The sequence below is a fragment of the Pseudarthrobacter niigatensis genome (assembly GCF_030812615.1).
Classification (GTDB): Bacteria; Actinomycetota; Actinomycetes; order Actinomycetales; family Micrococcaceae; genus Arthrobacter; species Arthrobacter niigatensis.
The window spans coordinates 36,515-61,370 of record NZ_JAUSTB010000005.1; the positions used below are offsets into that span (position 1 = coordinate 36,515).

23 protein-coding genes are annotated in these 24,856 nt (G+C 66.5%); 15 read left to right on the forward strand and 8 right to left on the reverse strand.

Translation table 11 applies throughout. The annotated features are described in order from the left end of the window. Nucleotides 1-107 precede the first annotated feature (107 nt). From J2T23_RS08975 to J2T23_RS08985, 3 genes are read left to right on the forward strand one after another with little or no spacing between them, the layout of a single operon-like run. On the forward strand, nt 108-1,646 hold the full coding sequence (locus J2T23_RS08975; RefSeq protein WP_307359147.1) for an LCP family protein: 1,539 nt from the start codon (nt 108-110) through the stop codon (nt 1,644-1,646). 58 nt (nt 1,647-1,704) lie between these two features. After that, nucleotides 1,705-2,031 (forward strand): ArsR/SmtB family transcription factor, encoded by a 327-nt coding sequence (locus tag J2T23_RS08980; protein WP_307359151.1) that lies wholly within the window; start codon nt 1,705-1,707, stop codon nt 2,029-2,031. 11 nt (nt 2,032-2,042) lie between these two features. Then, the gene (locus tag J2T23_RS08985; protein ID WP_307359154.1) at nt 2,043-2,777 is read left to right on the forward strand and encodes a cation efflux transmembrane domain-containing protein; all 735 of its coding nucleotides are present in this window, start codon (nt 2,043-2,045) and stop codon (nt 2,775-2,777) included. A gap of 33 nt (nt 2,778-2,810) precedes the next feature. Here J2T23_RS08985 and J2T23_RS08990 read toward each other — a convergent pair whose 3' ends face one another. Further along, the gene (locus J2T23_RS08990; RefSeq protein ID WP_307359156.1) at nt 2,811-4,016 is read right to left on the reverse strand and encodes an acyltransferase family protein; all 1,206 of its coding nucleotides are present in this window, start codon (nt 4,014-4,016) and stop codon (nt 2,811-2,813) included. Between the two features lie 104 nt (nt 4,017-4,120). On the opposite strand from J2T23_RS08990, the gene J2T23_RS08995 reads away from it, so the two are divergent. Continuing rightward, nucleotides 4,121-4,858, forward strand: a complete 738-nt coding sequence (locus tag J2T23_RS08995) for a GAF and ANTAR domain-containing protein (RefSeq protein WP_307359159.1) — start codon at nt 4,121-4,123, stop codon at nt 4,856-4,858. Between the two features lie 326 nt (nt 4,859-5,184). Here the strand turns inward: J2T23_RS08995 and J2T23_RS09000 are convergent, their stop codons facing one another. After that, nucleotides 5,185-6,636, reverse strand: coding sequence for an FAD-dependent monooxygenase (locus tag J2T23_RS09000; RefSeq protein ID WP_307359162.1), 1,452 nt, complete (start codon nt 6,634-6,636; stop codon nt 5,185-5,187). Between the two features lie 193 nt (nt 6,637-6,829). On the opposite strand from J2T23_RS09000, the gene J2T23_RS09005 reads away from it, so the two are divergent. Both J2T23_RS09005 and J2T23_RS09010 read left to right on the forward strand, forming a co-directional pair. Next, entirely contained in the window at nt 6,830-7,165 is a 336-nt protein-coding gene (locus tag J2T23_RS09005; RefSeq protein WP_307359164.1) for a YciI family protein, read from the forward strand. After that, on the forward strand, nt 7,141-8,418 hold the full coding sequence (locus J2T23_RS09010) for an RNA polymerase sigma factor (protein WP_307359166.1): 1,278 nt from the start codon (nt 7,141-7,143) through the stop codon (nt 8,416-8,418). Before J2T23_RS09005 ends, J2T23_RS09010 begins: the two co-directional genes overlap by 25 nt. Nucleotides 8,419-8,455: 37 nt before the next feature. On the opposite strand, the gene J2T23_RS09015 is transcribed toward J2T23_RS09010, so the two are convergent. Continuing rightward, nucleotides 8,456-9,451 (reverse strand): glycoside hydrolase family 16 protein, encoded by a 996-nt coding sequence (locus J2T23_RS09015; RefSeq protein ID WP_307359168.1) that lies wholly within the window; start codon nt 9,449-9,451, stop codon nt 8,456-8,458. A gap of 379 nt (nt 9,452-9,830) precedes the next feature. Here J2T23_RS09015 and J2T23_RS09020 point away from each other — a divergent pair, with 379 nt between their 5' ends. Genes J2T23_RS09020 through J2T23_RS09030 form a run of 3 tightly spaced genes read left to right on the forward strand, consistent with a single transcriptional unit; the run spans nt 9,831 to nt 11,551 of the window. Further along, complete coding sequence (locus J2T23_RS09020; RefSeq protein ID WP_307359170.1) at nt 9,831-10,055, forward strand: hypothetical protein; 225 nt, start codon at nt 9,831-9,833, stop codon at nt 10,053-10,055. Between the two features lie 18 nt (nt 10,056-10,073). Further along, nucleotides 10,074-10,472 carry a GntR family transcriptional regulator gene (locus J2T23_RS09025; RefSeq protein ID WP_307359172.1) on the forward strand — a complete coding sequence of 133 codons (399 nt, stop codon included), beginning with the start codon at nt 10,074-10,076 and terminating at the stop codon, nt 10,470-10,472. Continuing rightward, nucleotides 10,469-11,551 carry a DUF1648 domain-containing protein gene (locus J2T23_RS09030; protein WP_307359174.1) on the forward strand — a complete coding sequence of 361 codons (1,083 nt, stop codon included), beginning with the start codon at nt 10,469-10,471 and terminating at the stop codon, nt 11,549-11,551. Before J2T23_RS09025 ends, J2T23_RS09030 begins: the two co-directional genes overlap by 4 nt. A gap of 102 nt (nt 11,552-11,653) precedes the next feature. Here J2T23_RS09030 and J2T23_RS09035 read toward each other — a convergent pair whose 3' ends face one another. The 3 genes from J2T23_RS09035 to pdhA are packed head-to-tail and all read right to left on the reverse strand — an operon-like array spanning nt 11,654 to nt 15,551. Then, nucleotides 11,654-13,198: a dihydrolipoamide acetyltransferase family protein gene (locus J2T23_RS09035; protein ID WP_307359176.1), complete on the reverse strand. Its 1,545-nt coding sequence runs from the start codon at nt 13,196-13,198 to the stop codon at nt 11,654-11,656. Nucleotides 13,199-13,200: 2 nt separating this feature from the next. After that, a complete protein-coding gene (locus J2T23_RS09040) occupies nt 13,201-14,328 on the reverse strand; it encodes an alpha-ketoacid dehydrogenase subunit beta (RefSeq protein WP_307359178.1) in 1,128 nt (375 codons plus the stop codon). Beyond that, nucleotides 14,325-15,551, reverse strand: coding sequence for a pyruvate dehydrogenase (acetyl-transferring) E1 component subunit alpha (pdhA, locus tag J2T23_RS09045; RefSeq protein WP_307359182.1), 1,227 nt, complete (start codon nt 15,549-15,551; stop codon nt 14,325-14,327). The genes J2T23_RS09040 and pdhA overlap by 4 nt, the downstream gene beginning before the upstream one ends. 160 nt (nt 15,552-15,711) lie before the next feature. Between pdhA and J2T23_RS09050 the strand changes: the two genes are divergently transcribed. The 5 genes from J2T23_RS09050 (at nt 15,712) to J2T23_RS09070 (ending at nt 20,888) form a co-directional block, all read left to right on the forward strand. Further along, nucleotides 15,712-16,173, forward strand: a complete 462-nt coding sequence (locus tag J2T23_RS09050) for an Lrp/AsnC family transcriptional regulator (protein WP_188570390.1) — start codon at nt 15,712-15,714, stop codon at nt 16,171-16,173. 382 nt (nt 16,174-16,555) lie between these two features. After that, nucleotides 16,556-17,044 (forward strand): hypothetical protein, encoded by a 489-nt coding sequence (locus J2T23_RS09055; protein WP_307359185.1) that lies wholly within the window; start codon nt 16,556-16,558, stop codon nt 17,042-17,044. Between the two features lie 76 nt (nt 17,045-17,120). Then, a complete protein-coding gene (locus J2T23_RS09060) occupies nt 17,121-18,257 on the forward strand; it encodes a COG1470 family protein (protein WP_307359188.1) in 1,137 nt (378 codons plus the stop codon). Nucleotide 18,258: 1 nt separating this feature from the next. Then, nucleotides 18,259-18,747 (forward strand): hypothetical protein, encoded by a 489-nt coding sequence (locus J2T23_RS09065; RefSeq protein ID WP_307359190.1) that lies wholly within the window; start codon nt 18,259-18,261, stop codon nt 18,745-18,747. Next, nucleotides 18,744-20,888: an OmpL47-type beta-barrel domain-containing protein gene (locus J2T23_RS09070; protein ID WP_307359192.1), complete on the forward strand. Its 2,145-nt coding sequence runs from the start codon at nt 18,744-18,746 to the stop codon at nt 20,886-20,888. The genes J2T23_RS09065 and J2T23_RS09070 overlap by 4 nt, the downstream gene beginning before the upstream one ends. A 170-nt stretch (nt 20,889-21,058) precedes the next feature. Here J2T23_RS09070 and J2T23_RS09075 read toward each other — a convergent pair whose 3' ends face one another. Both J2T23_RS09075 and J2T23_RS09080 read right to left on the reverse strand, forming a co-directional pair. Beyond that, the gene (locus J2T23_RS09075; protein WP_307359195.1) at nt 21,059-23,245 is read right to left on the reverse strand and encodes a transglycosylase domain-containing protein; all 2,187 of its coding nucleotides are present in this window, start codon (nt 23,243-23,245) and stop codon (nt 21,059-21,061) included. Nucleotides 23,246-23,527: 282 nt separating this feature from the next. Beyond that, nucleotides 23,528-23,749, reverse strand: a complete 222-nt coding sequence (locus tag J2T23_RS09080) for a hypothetical protein (protein WP_307359198.1) — start codon at nt 23,747-23,749, stop codon at nt 23,528-23,530. 67 nt (nt 23,750-23,816) lie between these two features. Here J2T23_RS09080 and J2T23_RS09085 point away from each other — a divergent pair, with 67 nt between their 5' ends. Then, nucleotides 23,817-24,848, forward strand: coding sequence for a S1C family serine protease (locus J2T23_RS09085; RefSeq protein ID WP_307359201.1), 1,032 nt, complete (start codon nt 23,817-23,819; stop codon nt 24,846-24,848). Nucleotides 24,849-24,856 lie beyond the last annotated feature (8 nt).

Below are 24,856 nucleotides of genomic sequence, written 5' to 3' on the forward strand. Positions count from 1 at the left end.
CCCGGCGGAGGCGCCGGGACACCCGCCAGCGCTACGGTTCTGGGTGAATTGCCAGCTTCGGCGTGTAGCGTAACGGAAACCTGTCCCCTCCCGAAGGTCATTTCGTCGTGTTCGGTTCCAAAAAATCCCCCGGCCCGGAACAGGAAGCCGCCAGCTCGCCCGCCTACCCCGGCCAAGGGGAGCTGTACGCCGCCAGTTCGCGCCGCCGTCGGCCTTTCCGCCACGCCCCCCGCTGGGTCAAAGCCGTCACCGCCGTGGTGTCCGTGCTGCTCCTTGGCGTCCTGGCGTTCGGCGGCTACTGGGCCTGGCGCCTGCAGTCCAACATCAGCACCTCGCAGCTGTCTGCGGGAGGGCAGCGTACCGAAGGTGCCGTGAATGACAGCACGGACCGGCTGCAGATCCTGGTCCTGGGGTCGGACACCAGGAGCGGGAACAACAGCCAGTACGGCACGGCGGACCAGTCCTCCGGCTACGGGCAGTCTGACGTGATGATGCTGCTGGACATCTCGGCAGACAACAAGCACGTCAACGTGGTCAGCTTCCCGCGTGACCTGATGGTGGACGTTCCGGCGTGCACGGATTCCAAAACCAACCAGGCGTACCCCGAGCAGAAGAGCGCCATGATTAACAGCGCCATGGCGCAGGCCGGCATTGGCTGCGCGGTGGACACGGTGAACAAGCTCACGGGCCTGGAAGTGGACCACTTCATGATGGCCGACTTCAACGCGGTAAAGGAGCTCTCCAACGCTGTTGGCGGTGTGGAGGTCTGCGTCACCGCTGCCGTCAACGATCCCGATTCCCAGCTGAACCTGCCGGCCGGCAAGTCGCAGGTGCAGGGTGACCAGGCGCTGGCGTTCCTGCGCACCCGGCACGCCTTCGCCAATGGCGGGGACCTGGGACGCATCCAGGCACAGCAGGCCTTCCTGGCCTCGTTGAGCCGCAAGCTCAAGTCCGAGGGCACCCTGGGCAACCCGCAGAAGACGCTGACCATCGCCGATACCATCACCAAGAACCTGACCGTCGATTCGGGCCTGTCCTCCATCCCGTCGCTGCTGACCATCGCCAACCGGCTGAAGAACATCGATCCAGCCAACATCAACTTCATCACCACCCCGACGGTGCCGTCCCCCCAGGACCCCAACCGGCTGACCCTGGATGAGCCGGCGGCATCCAACTTCTTCGCCGCCCTCCGCAACAGCCCGGACCTGAGCCAGCCGGCCCCTGCGGCCCCCACGGAGGCGCCCGCAACCCCTGCCGCGCCGGCATACGACAAGTCGCTGCAGCCGGTCTCCATCGCCAACGGCACCGGGGTGGCGGGGCGGAGCACCGCGATTGCGGGGCTTCTCTCCGATGCCGGCTTCACCAAGGTGACCAAGCTGCAGGCCCAGGCCCAAAGCCAGACCATGGTGTACTACTCGGCCGGGTTCGAGGACGTCGCCGCCGACGTGGCAGCACTCTTCGGCCTGCCGGCCACCAGTGTCCAGCAGGTGGCGAACATCCAGGGCGTGCAGCTGTATGCCGGCACCGACTTTGCCACCGGCACCAAGCCCGCCGCACCGCCGTCGTCCGCCGACTCCTCCGGGAGCGTGGTGGCGCAGACCGGCAGCGACCAGACCTGCCAGTCAGCCAACCCCGCCGGCTACTAGGCAGGCCCCGGAGGAATCCACTTTTGCCTGAATACAGCTTCGGCTGTACTTTTGGGACATGCAGACCCTTACCCACGCCCCGGTATTGGCCCGCTTCGGCCATGCCGTTTCGGATCCCACCCGCGCGCGGGTGCTGCTGGCCCTCGCGGAGTCACCGTGCTACCCCTCCGACCTGGCAGACAGCCTGGGGGTATCCCGCCAAAGCATGTCCAACCATCTGACCTGCCTGCGGGGCTGCGGGCTGGTTGTTGCAGTGCCGGATGGACGACGGAGCCGTTACGAGCTGGCGGATCAGGCAATCGGCCATGCCATCAAGGAACTGCTGGGCGTTGTCCTGGCGGTGGACCCTGCCTGCTGCGCGCCGGATGGGGAGTGCCTGGCGTGACGGACCCAGGCATGGCACCCACCGTCGCCAGGCGGCGCGTGCTGAACCGGCGGATCAGGCTGTTCGCTGCAGCCACCATCACCTACAACATCATCGAGGCCATCGCTGCCCTCTGGGCCGGGGGCGCTGCTGATTCGTCCGCGCTGATCGGCTTCGGCTTGGACTCGGTAATCGAGGTGGCCTCAGCACTGGCGCTCTCATGGCAGTTCTCCGCCAAGGATCCCGAACGCCGCGAACACCTGACCCTGCGGATCATCGCCGTATCGTTCTTCGCACTGGCAGCGTTCGTCGCCGCGGACTCCATCCGGTCCCTGGCCGGCGGCGGCGAAGCACAGCATTCCCTGCCGGGCATCGTGATCGCGGCGCTGAGCCTGGCCATCATGCCCGTTCTCTCCTGGGCACAGCGCCGCGCTGGCCGAGAGCTCGGGTCCCGGACTGCCGTCGCGGACTCCAAGCAGACGCTCCTGTGCACCTACCTCTCCGCGGTGCTGCTGGTTGGACTCGTCCTGAACAGCGCCCTGGGCTGGTGGTGGGCCGACGCTGGAGCAGCGCTTGCCATCGCGGGCCTCGCCGTCCGTGAAGGCATCAACGCGTGGCGCGGGGACGCCTGCTGCGCTGTGCCGCAGCGGGTGGCTGCCGCTGCCGACCGCCCGGAGGGTTGCTGCCCGGACTGTACGAGCTCAACCCCTGTGCCTGACTCAGCGGGCAGGCCCCAGCTGGGACTTCAGCCCATCAGGAAAAGCTGACTTTTGGTTGGTGGACAGAGGGCAGGCGTGGACCTACCCGGCTGACGCCGACACGGGTTGCTTCGAAGGCTTGACGGTGGAACGGACGACGACGGGTTCCAGCTTTTGGTTCGCCCAGAGCCGGAGTGGCCGCTCCACCCAACGGAAGGACGCGTACGCCAGCAGCACCGTCAGCACGGCCGTCAGCCCGATGCGGAGGGGCAGCGCCGGGATCAGCCGCATCAGCAGCAGGTACACCGGCAGGTGCCAGAGGTACATGGCGTAGGACAGGTCGCGGCCGGGGCGGGCCAGCCAGGGATGGCTGAAGACGCGGGACAGGAAGCCGGCCGGCTGGAGGACCAGCGAGCCAATGAGCACGGCCGAAACCAGGGCGAGCGCCGTGGGGCCCACGGTCCAGAAGGTGTTGAACCAGGCGCCGGGGGTGTCGGGTTCCTTCAGCAGGAACAGGGCGGCCACGAGGGCGGCCCCGGCCAGCGGAGCACTCCAGCGGGCAGCCGATGCCAGGGCGCGGTGCAGACTGGAGCCCTCGCGGACCGCAGTGAAGAGCAGGGCCAGGGCGCAGCCGATCAGCAGTTCGTCGGCGCGGGTGTCCGGTCCGTTGTAGATCCGGTCCAGCGGCTGGCCGGCGTTGACCAGCAGGAAGCGGTTCAGCACGAAAGCGGTGGCCAGGCCCACGGTGGCGATGGCAGCGGTGCGAACCTTCCAGAACCGGAGCATCCCCAGCAGGAGCAGCGGCCACACCAGGTAGAACTGTTCTTCGACGGCGAGCGTCCAGGTGGGGCCCAGGGTTTCGCCGGCGATGGGGTCCCCAAACACGCCGAAGTGGGCCAGGTTCATCACATAGGCGGCGGCGGGAAGGACGAAGCCTGCCTGGCCGCCCCAGCCGGAGGCGGGGAACAGCAGGCCCGCGGTGACGATCACGGCGCAGAGCGCCAGGAGCGCGGGCCAAAGCCGGGCCAGCCGCTTGGCGTAGAAGATGCCCAGGTGCAGCCGGCCGGTGGCGATCCGCTCCTTCATGATCAGCAGCGTGATCACAAAGCCGCTGAGGGTGAAGAATACGTCCACGCCGATGGACCCGCCCGGCATCGACTCGGTGGCCGTGTGGAAGAAGAACACGCCGGCCACGGCGATGATCCTCAGCCCGTCCAGGGCATGCTTACGCCCGGCAAGGAGCCTGGCCTGGGGCGCCGCCGGGCCGGCCGATACTGACGAATTTCCGCTGCTTGACCTCAAAACCACTAAGCAAGCATATATAACGTTTCCATAACTGCGCTGACCCGGAGCTGGGTGGAAGCTGGGAGCGGGCCCTTGTGGGTGCTGGCTGCCGCTCCTACATTGAAGGCATGGTGGAACAGGATAGGGCAGAAGACCTGGAAGAGCTCGTGGACCTCATCGCCGGCATGGAGGACATCAAATCCGTGCTGGACGATCTCACCGGATTCGCGGCAGCCACCATGACCAACAGCACGGGAAAGTCCATCGAGTGCGCCGTTACCTTGCACCGGCGCAAGCGCACGGCCACCATCGGAGGCAGCAGCGGGAGGGCCGTGGTACTGGACCGAATCGAACAATCGCTGGGGGACGGGCCCTGTATCGAGGCCTTGGAGACTGGGGTTCCGGTCCTGCTGGAAGACGTGTCAACGGACCCGCGCTGGCCGGAATACCGCACGGCCCTTTCTGCGGCGGGCGTCGCCAGCTCTTTGGGGATTCCGATGAAACTGGAGAACGACGGCGGCGCGGTCCTGGACTTCTTCGCTCCGGTCAGCGGGCTCTTCGACGAGCAGGCCGTGGCCGACGCCATGAGATTCGGCGAGATGGCGGGCAAGGCCCTGCGGCTCGCGGTGCGGATCGCCTCGGCGGACCAGCTCGCTGAAAATTTGAGGGCGGCGATGGACACGAGGACCGTAATCGATGTGGCCTGCGGGATCATTATGGCCCAAAACAATTGCAGCAAGGACCAAGCCTTCGAGCTTCTCCGCAGTGCGTCCAGCACCCGGAACCAAAAGCTCCACGAGATTGCCGAAGCCCTGGTCAGCCGCTTCTCCGGCGCTGTGGCCGTGAAGGCGCACTTCGACGACTGACGTTTGCACGATGCCCGGGAGCCAGCCACGCTGCTGGCCCCCGGAGTGGACGACGGGATGTGGCCCACCCCCGAAAAATGGATACCCTGGGCCACATCCGCGTCAGCTTTGCGGGCGGTTGCGTGCCCAGGAATGATTGCCAGGATCCCGGCGAAAGGGGCGGGCGGCAATGAAGAGGCTTTCCCTCGGCAGCAACAGCAAGGCCACCTGCCTGACCCGGGATTCAGCTTAACAAACTGCAGCTGCGGGCAATAGGGGGAACTCCCGCAGTTTTTGCTCAGTTTCCCCCAATTAATGCATTTGTGGCGCGGACCAGTTTTGGATCCTCACGGGTTGGCCGGGCCGAACCACGTACCCAGGGCCTCGGCGAGGCCGTCCGCCGACCCCTGCCCCACCCACGCGACGTAGCCGTCAGGCCGGACCAGGACTGCCGTGGGTGCAGCAACGGTTCCCAGCACCGGAAGCTGCCACGCGGCGTCGTACGTTGCCCGGGTGTGCAGCACGCGTCCGGCCCAGGAGCCCGCCTCCAGCGCCGGGCCGCCGACTTCCAGCAGCAGCGGCCGCGCACTGTGCAGCAGCCCGTACACGGTGGCCGGCCCGGCAGGGGTGGCCAGGTCCAGGTCCGGCATGCGGCGGCCCAGGAGCGGGTGGCCCGGGCCACGGTGGTAGGCGACGTCGAGTCCGGTGACGAGCGCCGCGATGGGCGTCCCGGCGCCGTCGACGCGCAGTACCTCGCCGAGCAGGTCCCGCAGGGCTTCCTGCCGGGGATCGGCCTTCTGGAAGAGGGATTGGGCCATGGTGTACTTGAGGGCCCGCTCCCCCGCCGGGTGCCGCTCCGCGTGGTAGGTGTCCAGCAGGGCTTCGGTGGCGACGCACCGCACCACTTGCCCCAGTTTCCAGCCAAGGTTGACGGCGTCCTGCAGCCCGAGGCCGATGCCGAGCCCGCCCGTGGGTGAGTGGACATGGGCGGCGTCCCCGGCCAGCAGCACCCTGCCCTTCCGGTACGCCTCCGCCTGCCGGGTGGCGTCGGTGAAGCGCGAGAGCCAGGTGGGGCTGTGCACGCCGAAGTCGGTGCCGAAGACCTGTGTCAGGGCCTCCCGCAGGTCTGCCAGGGTGGGCTCGGTGGCCGGCCCCAGGGACGCTTCGGTGACCACCACCCGGACCATGCCGCCGCCCATCGGGTACAGCCCGTGGATCCCGCGGGCGTCCACCTTCCCCTGCTGGCCCGGTTCCCCGGCGGCCTTCACCTCTGCGATCAGGCTGCTCCGGGTAGCGTCCGGGCCCACCATGGGAATGCCGGCGGACCGGCGCACGACGCTGCGCCCGCCGTCGGTGCCCACAACGTAGCGGCCCCGCACGGGCCCGCCGCCGGCCAGTTGGACCTCCGCGCCGTCGTCGTCCGCGGAAACGCCGGTGACCTCAACGCCGCGCCGGATCTCCACGCCCAGGCCCTGCACCCACTCGAGCAGCAGCTGCTCAATGTGGTTCTGGAACAGTGCCAGCGTGTACGGGTGGCGGGTGGGCAGGCCGCCCAGGTCCAGTTGCGTGTTGCCGAAGGATGCCGTCTGGACCGTCTTGCCAGCGGCGAGGAACCGGTCCGCGATGCCGCGCTGGTCCAGCAGTTCGATGGTGCGCGAGTGGATGCCGCCACCGCGGGAACCGGCCAGTTCCTGGGACGCGCGCCGTTCCAGCACCACTGCGTCCACCCCAGCCAGCCGAAGTTCCCCCGCCAGCATCAAGCCCGTGGGCCCGCACCCCACAATCACTGCGTCGTGCATCTCGCTCCCCCGCCTTCGTCCGGTATACGACGGCCAGTATGCGGCACCCCCGGGGCCTTGCGGCAAGGCCCCCATGGCGGGGTACTTTGAAAATGGAAGGAAAACTGCGGGTGTTGTCGATTTCCGCTTCCGCTGTGCGTCGAATTGGTAGGGGCTCGATGAAGGGCCTTTCATCACGGCAAAGGAGCATGACATGTCCAAGTACCTGATCCTGATCTACCAGGACGAATCGGTGGCACGGCAGGCCGAAGGGGAGTCGATCAGCGCGAGCTACCAGGAGTTCCAGCAACGCCGTGGCCCGTCCCTGCTCGGCGGAGCTGCCCTGCACCCCTCCTCCACTGCGACATCGGTCCGCCGCGACGGGGCCGGCGGATTCCTGGTCACGGACGGTCCGTTCGCCGAGTCGAAGGAAACCCTGGGCGGCTACTACCTGATTGATGCCGCCGACCTGGATGAAGCACTTGAGATCGCCAAGGAGGTTCCCGCCGGCGTCGGAGTCGAGGTGTGGCCGGTGCGGGTGGCCAACTGATGCCGCAGGCCGCCAGCGCGGAGGTTGCTGCAGCGGTGGCGGCCGCGCACCGCCGGGAGTGGGCCTTCGTGCTGGCGGCAACGGTGCGGGTGGCTGGCGACATCGACACCGCCGAGGAAGCTGTCCAGGACGCCTATGCCAGCGCACTGTCCAGCTGGGGCGGGAGCGGGATCCCCAGGAATCCGGGGGCTTGGCTCACGGTGGCGGCCCGGCACCGGGCCCTGGACATGCGCCGCCGCGCAGCTACGGTTCAACGGTCGCTGCCCAAGCTGCTTGAGCCGGAGGAGTACGACGGCGGTCTTCCGGACTTCGATGCCGCTGGCATTCCGGACGACCGGCTCCGGCTGATCTTCACGTGCTGCCACCCGGCCCTGGCGCTCGAGGCCCGTGTAGCCCTGACGCTGCGGCTGTTGTGCGGGCTGTCCACGGCCGAGGTGGCGCGGGCGTTCCTCGTGCCCGAATCCACGATGGCCGCCCGCATCACCCGGGCGAAGAAGAAGATCGCGGCAGCCCATATCCCGTACCGGGTGCCGCCGGCGTCCGAGCTGCATGAACGTGTGGACGGGGTGCTGGCAGTGGTGTACCTGGTGTACACCACGGGGCATACGGCTCCGTCGGGACCGGAGTTGATGCGCCGCGACCTCGCCGAACGCGGGCTGGAGTTGGCAAGGATGCTGCGCGTCCTGCTTCCTGCCGATCCCGATGTCGCCGGGCTCCTGGCACTCGTCTTGCTCACCGAAGCCCGCAGGGATGCACGGCTCGATAAACACCATGACGTCGTCCTGCTGGAGCACCAGGACCGGTCCGCCTGGGACCGGCAATCCATCAATGAAGGCGTGGCGCTCCTTGGGGAAGCTTTAGCTGCCCGGCCGCCGGGCCGCTTCGCCCTCATGGCGGCCATCGCGGCCGTGCATGATGAGAGCGGGTCCTGGTCCGACACCGACTGGCAGGAGATTCTGGGACTATATGACCTGCTGATGGAACGGTGGCCCTCCCCCGTGGTTCGACTCAACCGGGCCATAGCCCTGGGTTTCGCCGCGGGATATGCCCAAGGCCTGGCAGAGTTGGATGCGCTGGGTGCCGAGCCACAGCTGGCACGCTACCCGTACCTTGCCGCCGCCCGGGGCGATTTCCTGGTCAGGCTTGGCCGCGCCGAGGAGGCCCGCGTGGCGTTTGAGGAGGCGCTGATCCTCACGGACAACGACGCGGAGCGGCGCTTCCTCCGGGGGCGGCTGGACGAGCCGGCAGGGTGACCTGGGCGCCGCTGGTGCCGGGTCCTGGCCCGGACAGCTACGTCCTCTCCCAGATGGATACCCAGTCCACCAGGACATGCCCGTTGGATTCGGGCAGCGGACAGTTCGGGGAGCAGGCTTCGGTCTGCAGGATGTAGTGCATCGGCTTGTTCGGGACGAACCTCGTGGAGACGCCGAGGGATTTCCCGTCAAGGAAGAATTCGATGCCGTCCGCGCGCCACTCAGTGGTGGCAATGTGCCAGTCCCCGTATGGCTGGTTGGGGCGGAAGACGTCGAACCGGTGTTCGCCGGCCTCCACGCCATGCACCGCAGCGTAGATGACCTTTGACAGGTCGCCTTCCGGGAAGTCGATTTCCCCATCCTCCGGCCACTGCTTGCTGTCCGGCCACAGCAGCCACGCCAACTTGTATCCCGGCAACGCTTCGGCTTTGAAACGGACGGAAAACCGTCCGTACACCAGGCTGTTGTAGGGCCGCTGGCTGGCTCCGTGGAGTTTGGGCGACGGCGCGGCGCCCATGGCCACTCCGTCTTCCGAGTGCAGGAACATGTCCAGGACGCCGTCATGGACACTCAGGACCTTCGACGGGTAGTACCCGGACGTCCGCGCGTCCTTGGGCTGCTGCTGGGCGGCGGTGTCCGGTGTTCCATCCGCGTAGTTCTCGCTCCAGCGTGAGGCGTAGATGGGACCGGGAAATGTCCCCAGGCCAACGTCTCCGTCGGTGAAGTCTTCCGCGAAGACCTGTTTCCAACCGGGAAGATCGGTGGTGGGCATGGCCTCTGAAGCTGCGGAGGGGTCTGCGCTTTGGGGCGTTCCGGAGGGGGCAGGGGGGTCTACGTTGTGGGAAACCTCGGGGGCGGCCGACGACGCCGGCGCCCCGGTGGTTGGATCCGCGGGATCGGAGGCATTTCCGGGCCCGGAACCTGGCCCTGGTCCTGAACCTGCAGGAGCGTTGAGATCACCGCAGGCAACGGCCGTCAAAGCAATGACCATGACGAGGACAAGGCTGCGGGCATGATGGGCAAATGTCGCCACGGGCCTGCCTCCGTCCAGTCAGAGTTATTGGATTCTACCGCCGGGTAATCCAGGCGGCGACCGGCTCCGCAACGGGTGTCTGCATTGCTGTCCTCCCCCTGGATCCCGCGACGACGGGAGAACCGTACGCGGCATCCCGTCCCTAGTCCGGTCCAGCCTACGAACCTCCCGGCGACTGGTCATGAGTAGCTGGTACTCAGGTTTCCGGGACTTCGCTCGGGGGCGCATGGCAGGGGTACCTGTTTTTGCCCTAACCGGTTCCGGAGGATGGCCGCGCCGTTACAATCCCCGCCCGGGCCGGGTTTGAGGCGTCCCGCTGGCGGCAAGGTACGCTCCGCGGAGCTGCAGGGCAAAGGGAAGGCCCCTCCTAGGAGGGGCCTTGAACGTAGTGGTCACTTGTCTTCTGGTATCGGTCAGCGGTGATGCGCAATCCCCCTTCCCGGACGCCCCCGGCGCCCATCCGGACTATGACGCGTTCCACTTTAATAACTGGCTGCCGGAGCGTAAAGACCCTCTTGGAAAAATTTTGGATGCCCGACGGCGGTGGCGGGCCGAGGCGGGCCAGGTGGCCCTAGCGCCGGAGTCAGCTTTGTTCTATAACTAATAGAACAAAGGTAAAGGGGTGGGGACATTGATCCTCAATGTGGACCTGGCTGCCGACGTCCCGATCTACCAGCAGATCCGGGACCAGATCGTGGAAGCGATCGCCCACGGCGCATTGAAAGACGGCAGCTCACTGCCACCCACCCGCACTCTCGCTGCCGATTTCGGCATCAACTTCCACACTGCCAACAAGGCCTACGATCTCCTCCGGCAAGAAGGCCTGATCCGCCTCAGCCGCGGCACCGGAGCGGTGGTGACCGCACCCGCCGCGAACCCACTCCCCGCGGACTGGACCGGCAGGGTCCGGACCCTCCTGGCCGAGGCCGTGGCACGCGGAGCCTCGGCCCCCGAGGTGCTCGAGGCCTGCCGGACAGTTCTCGATTCATTCAACCCCAAACAGCAGGAGGGCACGCCGTGATTGTTTCCGTGATTTTGGGCCTGGTATTGCTGGGCCTGGTTCTGCTGTTGGCACTGGTCTTGCCGTCGGTCACCAGCGGAACTGTTCCGTTCGGGGTCCGGATCCCGGCCCAAAATGCCGCAGATCCGGTGGTCACCGCGCAGTCGCGCCTGTACCGGCGTCGGGTCCTGATCTGCGGAGGCATCATCGCGGCTGCCGGCGTGGCCAGCGTCGCAGTGACCGGGCAGCCGCTGCTTCTGCCGTTATCTGTCCTGGTGCTTGTAGGTACTTGGTATGGCTGCTTCTTCCTGGCCCACCAGGAGATCCGCGCGGCGAAACTTGCCGGCGGCTGGTTCGAGGGGCTGCACCAAGGCATCGCCGTGGACACCGAGCTGCGGACCAATCCTCCACGGTTCCCCTGGCTCTGGCTGGTGCCGGCAGTAGCCATCCCGGTGGCGACGGGAGTTATCGGCATCCTGATGTATCCGTCGATGCCGCAGAACCTCGCGGTGCACTATGGCGCGAACGGTGTGCCGAACAGGATTGAAGTGAAGTCGGTTGGCTCCGCTTTTTCGCTGGTTTTCCTGCAGCTGGGGCTCACCGCATTGCTGGCCGGCATCGCGGCGGCCATTCTCCGCAGCCGTCCCGATCTTGACCCGGCCCGCCCCATGGGGTCCTCGCGGTGGGCACGGCACTACATGTCGCTGGGCGCCAAGGCCCTGCTGGGACTGGTGGCCATGATCGACCTGGGCCTGATGGGATCATCGCTGTTAATGTGGACAGGAACCGTTTCCCGGTGGGCACCTTTGGTGATCGTGATTCCGGTCTTGGTCTCGGTGGCAGCAACTATCACTGTCCTGGCCAGGAACAACCGGGACCGCGGCGGCAACGGGGAGGACACCGGCCTCACTCACCGCGACGACGACAGGTACTGGCGCGGCGGCGTGATCTACATCAATCGGGAAGACCCGGCCCTGGTTGTCCCCCGCAGGTTCGGCATCGGCTGGACCCTGAACTTCGGCGACCCGAGGGCGGCGATGTTTTTGGCCGGCGTGGTCGCGCTGATCGGGTTGGTGATCGCGCTCCGCTTTACCAGCTGAGGAGCTTTCGACGCGCAAAGAGGCTGGCGCAGCCCGAATACCGGGAGCGCCAGCCTCTCTGCGTGTCAGCGGAGGTTTCCTGTGTCGAAAACGTCCGCTGGGTTAGATGTCCGCCAGGAGGGATGTGGGGTTTTCGATGGCGTCGGCCACGAAGCGGAGGAAGCCGCCGGCTGTGCCGCCGTCGCAGACCCGGTGGTCGAAGGTCAGCGTGAGTTCGGTGACCTTGCGGACAGCCAGCTCGCCGTTGACCACCCACGGCTTGTCGATGATCCGGCCCACGCCGAGGATGCCTACCTCCGGGTGGTTGATGATCGCCGCTGAGCCGTCGACGCCGAACACACCATAGTTGTTCACCGTGAACGTTCCGCCGCCCAGCTCGGCCGGGGTCGCCTTGCCGTCGCGGGCCACCTGCGTGAGGCGGCGGATCTCCGCGTCCAGCTCCCTGGCACTGAGCTTTTCGGCCCCGCGCACGGAAGGCACCACCAGGCCGCGGTCGGTCTGCGCCGCAAAGCCCAGGTTTATCCCGTCGAAGGCCACGATCTCCTGCGACCCGTCGTCGGCAGTCTCGATGCGGGTGTTCAGCTCCGGGAACTTTTTCAGCCCCGCCGTGACGAACCGGGCAATGAACGCCAACAAACCGGGAACCTCCGCGCCATTGGCTTTCAGCCCCTCACGCAGCTCCATCAGCGCGGTGGCGTCCACGTCCACCCAGACCGTGGCTTCCGGGATCTCGGAACGGCTGCGTGCCATGTTCGCGGCGACTGCCTTCCGGACGCCGCGGACCGGGGTGCGGGCCGAGATGGCGAGTCCGGTACGGGCGTCCGTGGCCGGGCCGGCGGACGGTGCGGCCGGCTCCGCCAACGGTGCGGGCGCTTCAACGGGTTGGGCCGGGGGTGTGGCTGCAGGGGCTGCCGACTTCAGCGCCGCTTCAACATCACGGCGCATGATCAGCCCGCTGTGGCCGGAACCAGAGATGTCACCGAGGTCCACGCCGTGCTCCTTGGCCATGCGCCGGACGAGCGGAGAGATCACGGCACCAAGCTTTCCGGGAACGCGGGTCCGCAGCAGAGTGATGTCGTCACCGGTGGTTGAGCCTGTCGAAATTCCAGAGGTTTCGACAGGCTCAACCACCGGAAGGGAGCCTCGCCGTGCACGGGTCCGCCGGGCCTGGCCATGGCCGCCCGGAGTGCCGTATCCGATCAAGACATTTCCAGACCCGGCTTTTTCTTCCTCACGGTACGTTTCCGCCTCAGCCGCGGATGATGCCGCCCCGGGAGTGGCTTCGGGCCTGTCGGAGCCGGACGGCATGCTGCTTGCAGCATGGCCGTCCGGCGAAGGGGCGGGGGCGGCATCATCCGCGGCGGCAACCGGCGCGGCAACGCCACGGGTTTCGACAGGCTCAACCACCGGCGTCACCGAGATCAGCGGCTTCCCTACGTCCAGGGTCTCCCCCGGCTTCCCGTGCAGCTCGGCCACGATCCCGGCATAGGGCGACGGCACCTCCACCGCGGACTTGGCGGTCTCCACCTCGGCGATGGGCTGATCGACGGCGATCTCGTCACCCACAGAGACATGCCAGGCCACCAGTTCGGCTTCGGTGAGGCCTTCACCCAGGTCGGGCAGCAAGAATACGCGTGGTTCGCTCATGGTCAGTTCTCCCACTGAAGGTCGTCAACGGCGTCGAGGATGCGGTCCACGCCGGGCAGGTAGTACTTCTCGAGTTTGGGGGCCGGGTAGGGGACATCGAACCCGGTCACGCGGCGGATCGGGGCAGCCAGGTAGTGGAAGCAGCGCTCCTGGACCCGGGCCACGATCTCGGAGGACACCGACGCAAAGCCGTGCGCTTCGGCGATCACCACGGCCCGGCCGGTCTTCCGCACGGACTCGCACACGGTCTCGTCGTCGAACGGAACGATGGTCCGCACGTCAATGACTTCCAGCGAGCGCCCTTCCAAAGCGGCAGCCTCCGCGGCAGCCAAAGCAGTGGGCACGGACGGACCGTAGGCGATCAGCGTCGCGTCGGTTCCGGGACGCGCGACGGCGGCCCTCCCCTCCGAGGTGCGTCCCGCCGTCGTACCGTCCGCAGAACGCCCGTCCTCGTGAAGGCGCCGCAGCTCGCCCAGGTACACGGAGTCCTTGGTCCAGTACATCTTCTTGGGTTCCATGAAGACCACGGGATCGTCGGAGTCGATGGCTTCGCGGAGCATCCGGTAGCCGTCCGCGACAGTGGCCGGGGTGTAGACCTTCAGGCCGGCGGTGTGGGCGTAGTAGGACTCGGAGGAGTCGCAGTGGTGCTCCACTCCCCCGATGCCGCCGCCGTACGGGATGCGGATCACCAGGGGCAGCTTGACCGTGCCCTTGGTGCGGTTGTGCATCTTGGCCACGTGGCTGACGATCTGTTCAAAGGCCGGGTAGGCAAATGCGTCGAACTGCATTTCGATGACCGGGCGCATACCGTTGATGGCCATGCCCACGGCCATGCCCACGATGCCGGATTCGGCCAGCGGGGTGTCGAAGCAGCGCTGCTCGCCGAACGTGGCGGTGAGCCCGTCGGTGATGCGGAAGACGCCGCCCAGGAGCCCCACGTCCTCGCCGAACACCAGGACGGAGGAGTCGGCGTGCATGGCGTCGGCGAGCGCCGTGTTGAGGGCCTTGGCCATGGTGACCGGCTGTGGGCCGGCGGCCTCCGCGGACGCTGCGGCGGAGGCGGCGGCCCGGGCGGTGGCGGCGGAAACGTTGCCGTTGGCCTCGGATGAGGTGGTGATGGTGGGGCTCACTTGCCGGCCTCCTTCGAATCGGTAGCTGCGGCGTCGCGGGCCAACTCGTCGGCGAGCAGAACTGACTGTTCCTTCAGCTGCGGCGTTTGAACCGCGAATACGTGGCGGAAAAGTTCCTGCGGGTCCACGGGGACGTCCTCGCCGAGGCCTTCGCGGAGCTGCGCGGCAACCGCTTCAGCGTGCTCACGGATGCGGGCCTCGCCGTCGTCGTCCAGCAGGCCCCGGTCCGTCAGGTAGGTGCGCATCCTGTTCACGGGGTCCTTGGCCCGCCACTCCGCAACTTCAGCGCTTTCCCGGTAGCGGGTGTCGTCGTCGGCGTTGGTGTGGGCCTGCATGCGGTACGTATTGGCCTCCACCAGCAGGGGGCCGGTGCCCTCGCGGGCCAGCTTCACGGCCCGGTCCAGGACGGCGAGGAGCGCGACAACGTCGTTGCCGTCCACGCGTTCGCCCGCCATGCCGTAGCCCACGGCTTTGTGCGCGAGCGACGGCGCCACGGACTGGTGTGCCAGCGGCACCGAGATGGCGTACTTGTTGTTCTGGACGAAGAAGATGACCGGGAGGTGGAAGACGGCGGCGAAGTTCAGGGCTTCGTGGAAGTCGCCTTCGCTGGTGGCGCCGTCGCCGCACATGGCCAGCACCACGGTGTCCTCACCGCGGAGCTTGGCGGCGTGGGCAACACCGACGGCGTGCAGCAGCTGGGTGGTCAGCGGGGTGCACTGGATGCCCACCTTGTACTTGAGGGGGTCGTACCCGCCGTGCCAGTCACCGCGGAAGATGGTCATCACCTGGACGGGGTCCACGCCGCGGGTCATCACGGCGACGGCGTCGCGGTAGGTGGGGAACATCCAGTCGCCGTCGGACAGGCACATCGCGGCGGCCACCTGGCAGGCTTCCTGGCCGTGGCTGGAGGGGTAGACGGCCATGCGGCCCTGCCGGACCAGGGCGGAATTCTGGTCGTTAACGCGGCGGCCGACGACGAGTTGTTCGTATGCTTCGAGCAGTTCTTTGTCGCCGGGCACGGGGTATTCGTGGCCGGGCTGGGTGCCCTGCTCGCCCTTGGGTTTCAGGCTGCCGTCCGGGTCCACCATCTGGATCTGGTGCCGGGCGGGGAGCATGTAGTCCTCCACCGTGATGCCGAACTTCTTCACAGCTTCCGTCAGCGCGTTGTCTGGCGCTGCGGTGCTGGTGGTGTCCGGCGCGGTGTGGTCTGCGGAGATCGTCATTGGTCCGTCCTTCGGTAGCCACTATTCCCTCCCAGTATTGTCCTGACGCCGGTTTCGTATCTACTGGATAGGCAAATCGTGGAGAACCTGCTCCTACGGCCCTATTATGGGAGACGATTTGTAACTGTGACGTGGATTACCGACGGGGGCTGTGGACAAAATGCCGGGCAAGGATGCTGCTGCTGAAGTTCCGCTGGACGAGATCGACCGCCGCATCATTGCCGAGCTCACCCGCGACGGCCGGATGTCCGTGACCCAGGTAGCCGAAAACGTGCACATCTCACGGGCCCACGCCTACTCCCGGATTGCCCGGCTGACCGGCGACGGGGTGCTGACCCGGTTCACGGCACTCGTGGATCCAATCAAGGCCGGCCTGAAGTCCTCCGCCTATGTGACCCTCAAGCTGAAGCAGGACTCCTGGCGCGAACTCCGCGACCAGCTGGGCGCCATCCCCGAGGTGCACCACATTGCCCTGGTGGGTGGCGACTTCGACGTGATCCTGCTGGTCCGGGCCGTGGACAACATCGATTTGCGCCGGGTCATCTTCGACCAGCTCCAGTCCATGCCCGGTGTGCTCGATACGCAGACGTTCCTGGTGTTCGAGGACGTGGATACGCGGTAGGAGACTTCCGCGCCGAGGGCCGGAGTCATGCCGGGGATTTGATGCCCGAGCTACTCAAGATTTCCTCAATGTGAGCGCTCCATGGCAGTGCCGGGGCAGTACCCGAAGACAGCGGGGACGACTACTTGGATTGCCCCTTTTCGCCTTGAGTCTTCGCGGTGTGCGGACAAACTTCCACGGCAGTGCAGCGCGGACAAAGCAGGTAGTGGCAGCGCTTACCGAGTACCCGGCTTCTTGAGGTTCCAGAAACTCGGGTACCGGTACCTGTTGTTGCGCCTGTTTCGCTCCGGCAAATATTGGGTCATCGATCCACCGGAAGGCACCTGGATGGAGCCACCAATGGGGGAACGGGTTCTCAACAACACATTCAAGGAGCTTCTCCATGCGCAAGATGACCAAGAAGAATAAGATCGCCGCTGTTGCCCTGTCCGCGACGCTGCTGGCAGCCGGCGGCGGTGCAGCCTACGCCTACTGGAGCACCACGGGTAGCGGTGGCGGTTCAGCCGTAGCTGGTTCCACCACCTCCAACGTCACCATCACTGCAGCTGTCGAGGCCGGTATCACACCCAGCGGCAACGGTGGTGCAGCCACATCAAAGACCATCACATACACCGCCGCAAACCCCAACACCAGCAGCACGCAAGTCACGCTGACGAACCCTGTTGTGACCACCACCGTCGCAGCGGGCGTCTCCGGTGTCTGCGACGCCGCCTGGTTCAAGGCCACCGTCCCGGCTGGCCCGACAACCGTTTCCGCAGGTGCAACCGCCGACGCGCTGGGGACCGGCAAGCTCACTTTCACTGACGATCCGACGGCGGACCAGAACGCCTGCAAGGGCGCCACCATCACGGTGACGGTCGGCAGCAACTAACAAGCGAGCGGGCCGGGGGCGGTGCGAATCCACCCCCGGCTTGCCGTCATTTGCACCGAAGAAAGAGGGGCACAGGGTGCACGAGCAGGACGGGCATGCGCGGCGTCGCAGGCGAATCGGAATCAAGGCAGCGCTGGTGGCGCTGGTGCTGCTGCTGGCCGGCGCCGGATCGCTGATCGCAGCGGCCAACAATCCAAAGCCGGGCATTACGGTGCAGGTCTCCCCCGCGAGCCAGTCCGTCCAACAGGGCCAGCTGGCGTCCTACACGGTGTCACTGACCTCCACCGGCGGATTCAGTGGGGCCGTAAACCTGACCGCCGCAGGACTCCCGGCCGGCGCAGGCGGTGCGTTCTCGCCGTCGTCCGTCACCCTCAACTCCGGCAGCACCGCAACGGCCACCCTGAACGCCACCACCGCCGCGACGACGCCGGCGGGCACCAGCTCAATCACCATTACCGCGGCAAGCGGCAAGGTCTCCGGCAGCGCAACTGCCAGCCTCACGGTGAACTACAAAATCTCCAGCTCCTTCTCGATGACTGCCACCCCGGATTCCGTCACCATTCCGCCGGGTGCCACCGCCGTCTACACGCTGCAGCTCAGCCGCACCAACCTCAGCGGACCCATTACCTTCAGCGTCCTGGGCGGCCTGCCCGCGGGAGCCACCGCATCGTTCTCGCCCAACCCGGCCACCGGGAACTCCACCACTCTCCAGGTGGTCACCGCCAACTCCTCCCCCACCGGAAGCTCCAGCATCTACCTGGTGGGCACCGGCAAGGACTCTTCCGGGAAAGCGCAGTACGCCTACGCGAACGTGCAACTGGTCCTGGACTCCACCATCAAACAGTTCGGTATCTCCGGGAACGTCCCCGGCACCCTGTCCCCCGGTACGTCGGCCGGACTGAACCTGCAGATCAGCAACCCCATCAACAAGCCGCTGTCGCTGACCAACCTTTCGGTCGCCGTCGCGGGCGTCAGCAGGAGCCCGGCCGCGGTGGCAGCAAACCTGCCCTGCACACCGGCCGACTTCACCGTCACCCAGTACAGCGGCCCCTACCCACTGACAGTGCCGGCCGCGGGCGGTTCCCTCCAGGGGCTCAACGTCGTACAGACCGCCTGGCCGCGGGTGGGAATGCTGGACACGTCCACCAACCAGGACGGCTGCAAAGGCGCCACCCTCCAGCTCAGCTACTCAGGATCAGGACAGGGGAACTGAGATGACACCTACACGAAGCCGGGGGCTCAAGGCAGCTGCCCTCGCCGGACTCCTCGTGACCGCCGGCGCCGGAACGGCCTACGCCTTCTGGAGCGGCACGGGCGCCGGGAGCGGATCGGCGGCCGCAGGCACCATGCAGGTTGTCACCGTGGACGCCCTCGTCGCAAGCGACAACCCCAAGGCGGCCCTCTACCCTGGCGGCAGCGCCGACGTCGTCCTCCGCCTGACCAACCCCAACCCATATTCGGTGCAGGTCTACAGCGTCACCGGCAACGGGCCTGTCACAGCGGACAGCGCGCACCCCCGATGCACCACCACGGGCGTCACTTTCACCGGCACTGCCGCACCTCTCGCCCCCGCAACCTACGTTGCCGCGAACTCGTCAGCACTCATTACCCTCCCCGGAGCGGCCACCATGGATACCACCTCGCTCGCCGCCTGCCAGGGCGCAACATTCAGCGTTCCAGTGACGGCGGAGGTCCGCAAATGAGCCTCGCCGTCCGTAACGCAGCACTCTTCGTTGGCCGCCGCCCGTCCCGCAGGCTCGCTTGGATCATTACCGCGGTCCTGCTCCTGCTCGGCTCGGGCACCGCCGCCTACGCGTTCTGGGCCTCCACCACCAGCAGCAGCAACGCAGCGGCCGCAGCCGACGCCCTGACGCCGGGCTCCAAGCCGGCCGTCAGCGCCAACGGCGCCGCACTCTCGGTCACCTGGGCCAGCGGCACCACCGTCAACGGCCGGGCCGCCACCGGCTACACGGTGGCCCGCTACCCAGCAGCCACCGGCGGGGCCGCCACCCCGGCCACCGGCGGCTGCGCGGGGACCGTCACCACCCTCACCTGCACGGAGCAGAACGTCCCGGGCGGCACCTGGTACTACACCGTCACCCCGGCCATCGCGCTGTGGACCGGCGCCGAGAGCCCGCGCAGCAACGGCATCAGCAGCGATGCCACCCCGCCCACTGCTTTTGCTTCCGTTTCGCCCACGCCCAACGCTGCCGGCTGGAACAACACCAGCCCTGTCACCGTGACGCTCACGGCCGACGACGGCACCAACGGTTCCGGCGTCGCCTCCATTACGTACGCGGTCGACGGCGGAGCGCAGCAGACGGTGAGCGGCGCCGTCGCCACTATCCCGGTGGCCGGCGACGGGACGCACACGGTGCCCTACTTCGCGACGGATAAGGTGGGCAACGCCGGAACGGCGCAGAGCCAGACGGTGAAGATTGACACCCAGGCGCCAGCCGTTACTGGGCTCAGCGCACCGCAGTACGTGAACCTGGCGACGGTTTCCGGAGTGACCGTCAGCGGAACTGCTGAGGCGAATGCGAAGATCACGCTCACCGCGGCCGACGCGGGTTCCGCCCACACCACGCCCGCTGCTACCCCCACCGCGGACAGCACAGGCAAATGGACGGCCACCCTGAACCTCAGCAGCCTGAACGAGGGACCCGTGACGTTCTCGGCAACGGCAACGGATGCCGCGGGCAACACAGGCCCAGCCAGGACCGCCACGAGCAGCAAGGACATCTCGGCCCCTGCTGCCCCTACGGCCCTGAAAGTCCCGACTTATGTCAATGCCGCCACCGCCCCGTCCATCAACGTTTCGGGCAACGCGGAAGCCGGGGCGACCGTATCTGTTTCGGCCATGAGCCCAGGGTCCCCCGCCGCAGTTACGGGCACCGCCATTGCCAGCAATGGCGCCTGGTCGCTGAACCTGGACCTCAGGTCCCTCAAGGATGACACCGTGACCTACACGGTCACGGTTGCCGATTCAGCGGGCAACACGAGCAGCCCTGTCTCAGCATCGAATATCAAGGACACCGCAGCCCCGGTTCTGAGCATTGCGGCACCGATGTACGTCAACCTGAGCAGCAACATCGCGGCAGTTCCGGTCAGCGGAACTACAGAGGGCGGCATGATGGTGAACGTGACAGTCAGGAACAACAGCCTCTCGCAGAGCGTCACCAAACAGGTCACGCCAGCTGGCACTTCATGGTCAACAACGATGGATCTCACGATGGTGGGCGACGGCACCCTGACCTACACCGCCTCCGCCACAGACGCAGCGGGCAACACCGGCAGCGCAACCGCAGCGGGCTTCACCGGCAAGGATACTGTGCTTCCCAGCGTCGTTGACGTAACCGGGCAGAATGGTACTGGTTCGACTTCCGGCTCCCTCGACAAGGGGGACGTCATCACCGTGGTCTTCTCGGAAGCGATGGATCCGGCGAAGTTCTGCGCGGGATGGTCAGGGACAGAGCTGAGCGGATCCGCTACTGTTGCCGACGCTGGTAACAACGACACCATCAGTTTCACCGCCGGGAACTGCGTCGTACCATCTGGAACTCTCTCGCTCGGCGCAAACTATGTGGGAAACAGCTCTGCAGTCTTCAGCGCCACTGGCAACGGCAACGGCAACGGCAACACTCCCTCCACCCTGACGCTGGATCCCACCGGCAAGACCCTCACTATCAAGCTGGGGTCCTACAGGTCGAATTCAGGTAACGTGAGCATGCCCGCCACCCAAGGAGTCCCCTCTTACAGCACGGCAACTGGCTTGGCTGACGTGGCGGGGAACCCCCTTCCCTCAGGAGTCAGCACCAGCGGGAAGGTGAAAACCACCTTCTGACCGCGGGAGGCCGGCGGATCCAACGGGAGCCGTCGCCAGTATGGGCGAGGCCCATCCTTGCCGGCCACTCACTTCCGCCGGCGGACCACCAGGACGATGTACAGAGCGACGCCCACTGCCACCAGCGCTCCGATGTTGGCCCCCAGATTCCCACCGTTGAGCATGATCGGTCAGTTCTTCTTGGACGGAGTCGGCTGCGAGGCAGTTCCAGGAGCGCTGATCAGGTTCTGCGGCGGGGCATCGAAGTTCCCGTGGTCGTACAGGCCCACCGCACTTTGCATGTACTGCGCCCATTGCGGCCCGGCAATGAACGCCCCATCCACTGCCGGGTAGAACTTGCCGTTGACGGTGATGTTGCGGCCCAACCGGGTCGGGCCGCCGTTGAAGGGGTCGCCGAAGAAGGACGCCGTCGCCAGGCCCTTCGTGTAGCCAACCACCCAGGTCTGGTTGTTGTACTCGTTGGTTCCTGTCTTCGCGGCATCCGGAACCCCCAGCTTTTGCGGGATCAGGAGGCCGGAGCCCTTGGTGAGGACGTCCTGGAGGACGTTGGTGACGGCCTTGGCGACGTCCGGTTTCAGGGCGTCGGCCCGGCAGGAGGACGTTTGGCCGCCGATCTTGTTGCCCTGGGAATCGTCAACTTCGGTGATGGACATCGGCGCGCAGTAGGTGCCGTTGGCGTCGAACGTGGCGAAGGCGTTGGCCATGGTCAGCGGAGCGACGTTCTGGCTTCCGAGGATGTTGCCCAGGGTTGAGAGGTCGATTTTTTCACCACTTCCGCTGCCCAGGTGGAGGCCGATGGCATCGCCGGCACGCTGGACATCGCAGAAATCGTCAAGTCCGGCGAGCGAAGCGAATGTGGCCGTGTTGATCGACTGGTAAATGCCTTCCCTGACGGTCATGGGCCGGTACCAGTTGGGCTCATCGTTTTGCAGGTCCGAGGATTGCGGCACGGTGCTGTCGAACCAGCCGTGGACCGGCTGGCAGGTGGTCTTCCACGGGTAGTAGATGCCATAGCGGCGCTTGGAAGCGTCCACAACCTGGTTGGTCGATTTGCCCTCGCCCAGCCAGGCGGCCAGGGTCACCGGCTTCATGGTTGATCCGGGCTGCATGCCTCCCACACCGCCGAGGCTGTTTCCTGCAGCATCGGCGCTGTCCACGTTGAAGTTGTAGTCAGAGACAAACCCGGCGCCCTGGTCCGGCAGTTTCCGTGAATTCTGCGCCATGGACAGGACCTTGCCGGTGCCCGGTTCGATGGTCACCAGGGAGGCGCCCCACTTGTCCGGGTTTGCACCGGCCGTGGCGTCCACCTGCGCCTGGGCCGGTCCCTGCAGGCGCGGATCCAGTGTGGTCTTGATGGTCAGGCCGCCAGCCATGATTTTCTGGTCCCGCTCGTCCAGGGTGGCGCCATAGGCCGGGTCATTCTCGATCTGGTGCAGGACGTAATCGCAGAAATACTGTGCCTGGGACGCGTAGGCGCAGCCCTGCTTCGGCGGGTTGACCTTGAGTTGGATGGGAGTGCCGACAGCGTCGTCATGTTGCTGCTGGTCGATGTAGCCGTGTTGCAGCATGGCGTCGAGCACCAGGTCCCGGCGGCTCTTGGCCGCCTCCGGGTGAACGGTCGGGTCGTAGAGTGACGGGCCGTTGACCAGCCCGGCGAGCAGCGCCCCCTGGGGCAGGGTGAGGTCCTTGGCATCAACCGAGAAGAAGTACTGGCTCGCCGCCTGGATGCCGTACGCGTTGGCGTTAAAGCCGACGACGTTCAGGTACCCGGCGAGGATCTGGTCCTTCGAGTACTTCTCCTCCAGGCCGATGGCGAGCTTCATCTCCTGGATCTTCTGGTTCACGCCCTTTTGCCCGTTGAGCACCACCTGGGCGTCCTTGCCCTGGGCAATGAGGTTCTCGTTGAGCATGTTCGTGACGTACTGCTGGGTCAGCGTGGACGCGCCCTGGTGGCCGCCGGCGGCGTCGACCGCCAGCGCCCGGAAGATGCCCTCGGGATCAATGCCGCCGTGCTGGTAGAACCGGTAGTCCTCGACCGCCACGATCGCGTTCTTGATGTTGGGCGACATCTGGTCGAGCGGGATCCGGGTCCGGTTCTCGTCGAAAAGCGTCGCGATCAGCGAACCGTCCGCCGCCAGGACACGCGTCATCTGCGCCGGCGGCGCAGAGAACACATCATTGGGGAGGTCGGTGGTCAGTGCGGCGGAGCCGCCTGACACTGCCGTCTCGGTCAGCGCTGCTGCGGGTACCATCAATCCGGCGACCAGGGCGCCACACAGGGCGCTGACACCGATGAAACCCAGAAACCAGCCAAGGGTAATTCCGGTGGCGCGGAACAGGTTCCTGCTCCGGGGCACGGTCGGGGAAGTTTGGAACGGGACTCGCTCGGGCATTCGTGTCTCCGGATCTTCTTCCTTGCCGGCAACCATACGTTTTTACCCTACTCTCCAGAATTCGCGTCCCGCGGGCCTTCCCCTGCAACCACGCGGGAGTGCGGAATAACTCATAGCGTTTTCCCAGCAAAGTCGGCCGCCCAACAGATGCCTCCAGCGGGCGTAGGCCCCTAACAGGGGTAGCTTCCGCCCCAGGTTAGGTAGTGGATGTGCTTGTAGCCGGGACCCGGCGTCGCTAGCGTGAGGCTACTGGACCGGTAACTGGGGCTGGGCAGGGACCACCTTGGGGGAAGGAAGCCCGATGTTTTCAGTCTCGCGCCGGATTGTCCGCTTTGCACCGGCGGTTGCCGTCCTGCTCCTCGCCACGGCCTGCCAGCCGCCCCCTGCCACGCCTGGCAGTTCCTCTCCGCCTTCCACGTCCGCGACCGTCGCCGCGCCGTCGTCTTCTACCGCGGCCGCCGTGCCCACTGCGTCAGCATCGCCATCGCTGACATCAACGCCATCTCCAAGCGCGCCAAGAGACTGGGCGGAGACCGTGAAACTGGTCAGCTCAGGGGTGGCCCGCCTGGCCGTAACCCTCTGCGATGGCGGCGGCGTGGGCACCGGTTTCCTGGTGGGCGATGACCTGATCATGACGGCGGCCCACGTGGCAAAGAACGAGGCCGCCATCAACGTTTCGGTGAACGGCCAGTTCACGTCGGCGGCGGTCCTGGGGATCAATGACAATCTTGACCTGGCCCTGTTGCGGACGCCGACGGCTCTGACGGGTTACAGGTTCAATCTTGCTCCGGACCTTCCCACCCAAGGTGTTGAGGTGGCAGCCCTTGGCTTTCCCCTCGACCGTGGACTAACCTTCACGTCCGGCCGCGTCAGCGCCCTCAACCAGGAAGTCAGCCTCCCTGCCGGAACAGTTCGGGGCCTCATCCAGACGGACACGGCTATCAATCCAGGCAACAGCGGCGGCCCCCTGCTCCTCATGGACGGCAGTGTCGTGGGGGTGGTCAGCTCGAAACGGACGTGGGTCCTGGGCACCCGGGACCAGAACGATTACGGTGCCGAGGGCGTGGGGTACGCCGCCCCGGCACCGTCGGCCGCCGCGGCGTTGACGGACTGGGGCCGCCGCAGCACACCGGTGCCCCAGGCCAGCTGCGACAACCAGGCGCAGACCTCAAGCAGCGACATCATCACCACCAACCATTCGGACCACGAGCAGGCACCCAAAGTCATCCAAAGCCTGCTCACTCATGGACAGGCCATCAACCGGGCGGCCTACGACACCGCCTTTGCCGTCCTGACGCCCGAACTGCAGGCCAGCGAAGGCGGACTGGCCAAGTGGAGCTCCGGTTTGGGAACGTCCTTCTGGCGGGCCCTGACCGTCAACAGCATCAGCGGTTCCGGCAACGAGCTGACGGCAGATGTCGTCCTCCGCACCGAGCAGTCCGCGGCCGACGGTCCCGGCGGCCAAACGTGCTCCGACTGGGGACTCCGTTACCGCATGTCCTGGGACGGAAGCATTTGGCGGATGGCGGCAGCGTCCACTCCCGCAGGGCCGCCCAAAGCCTGCTGACTGCCTCA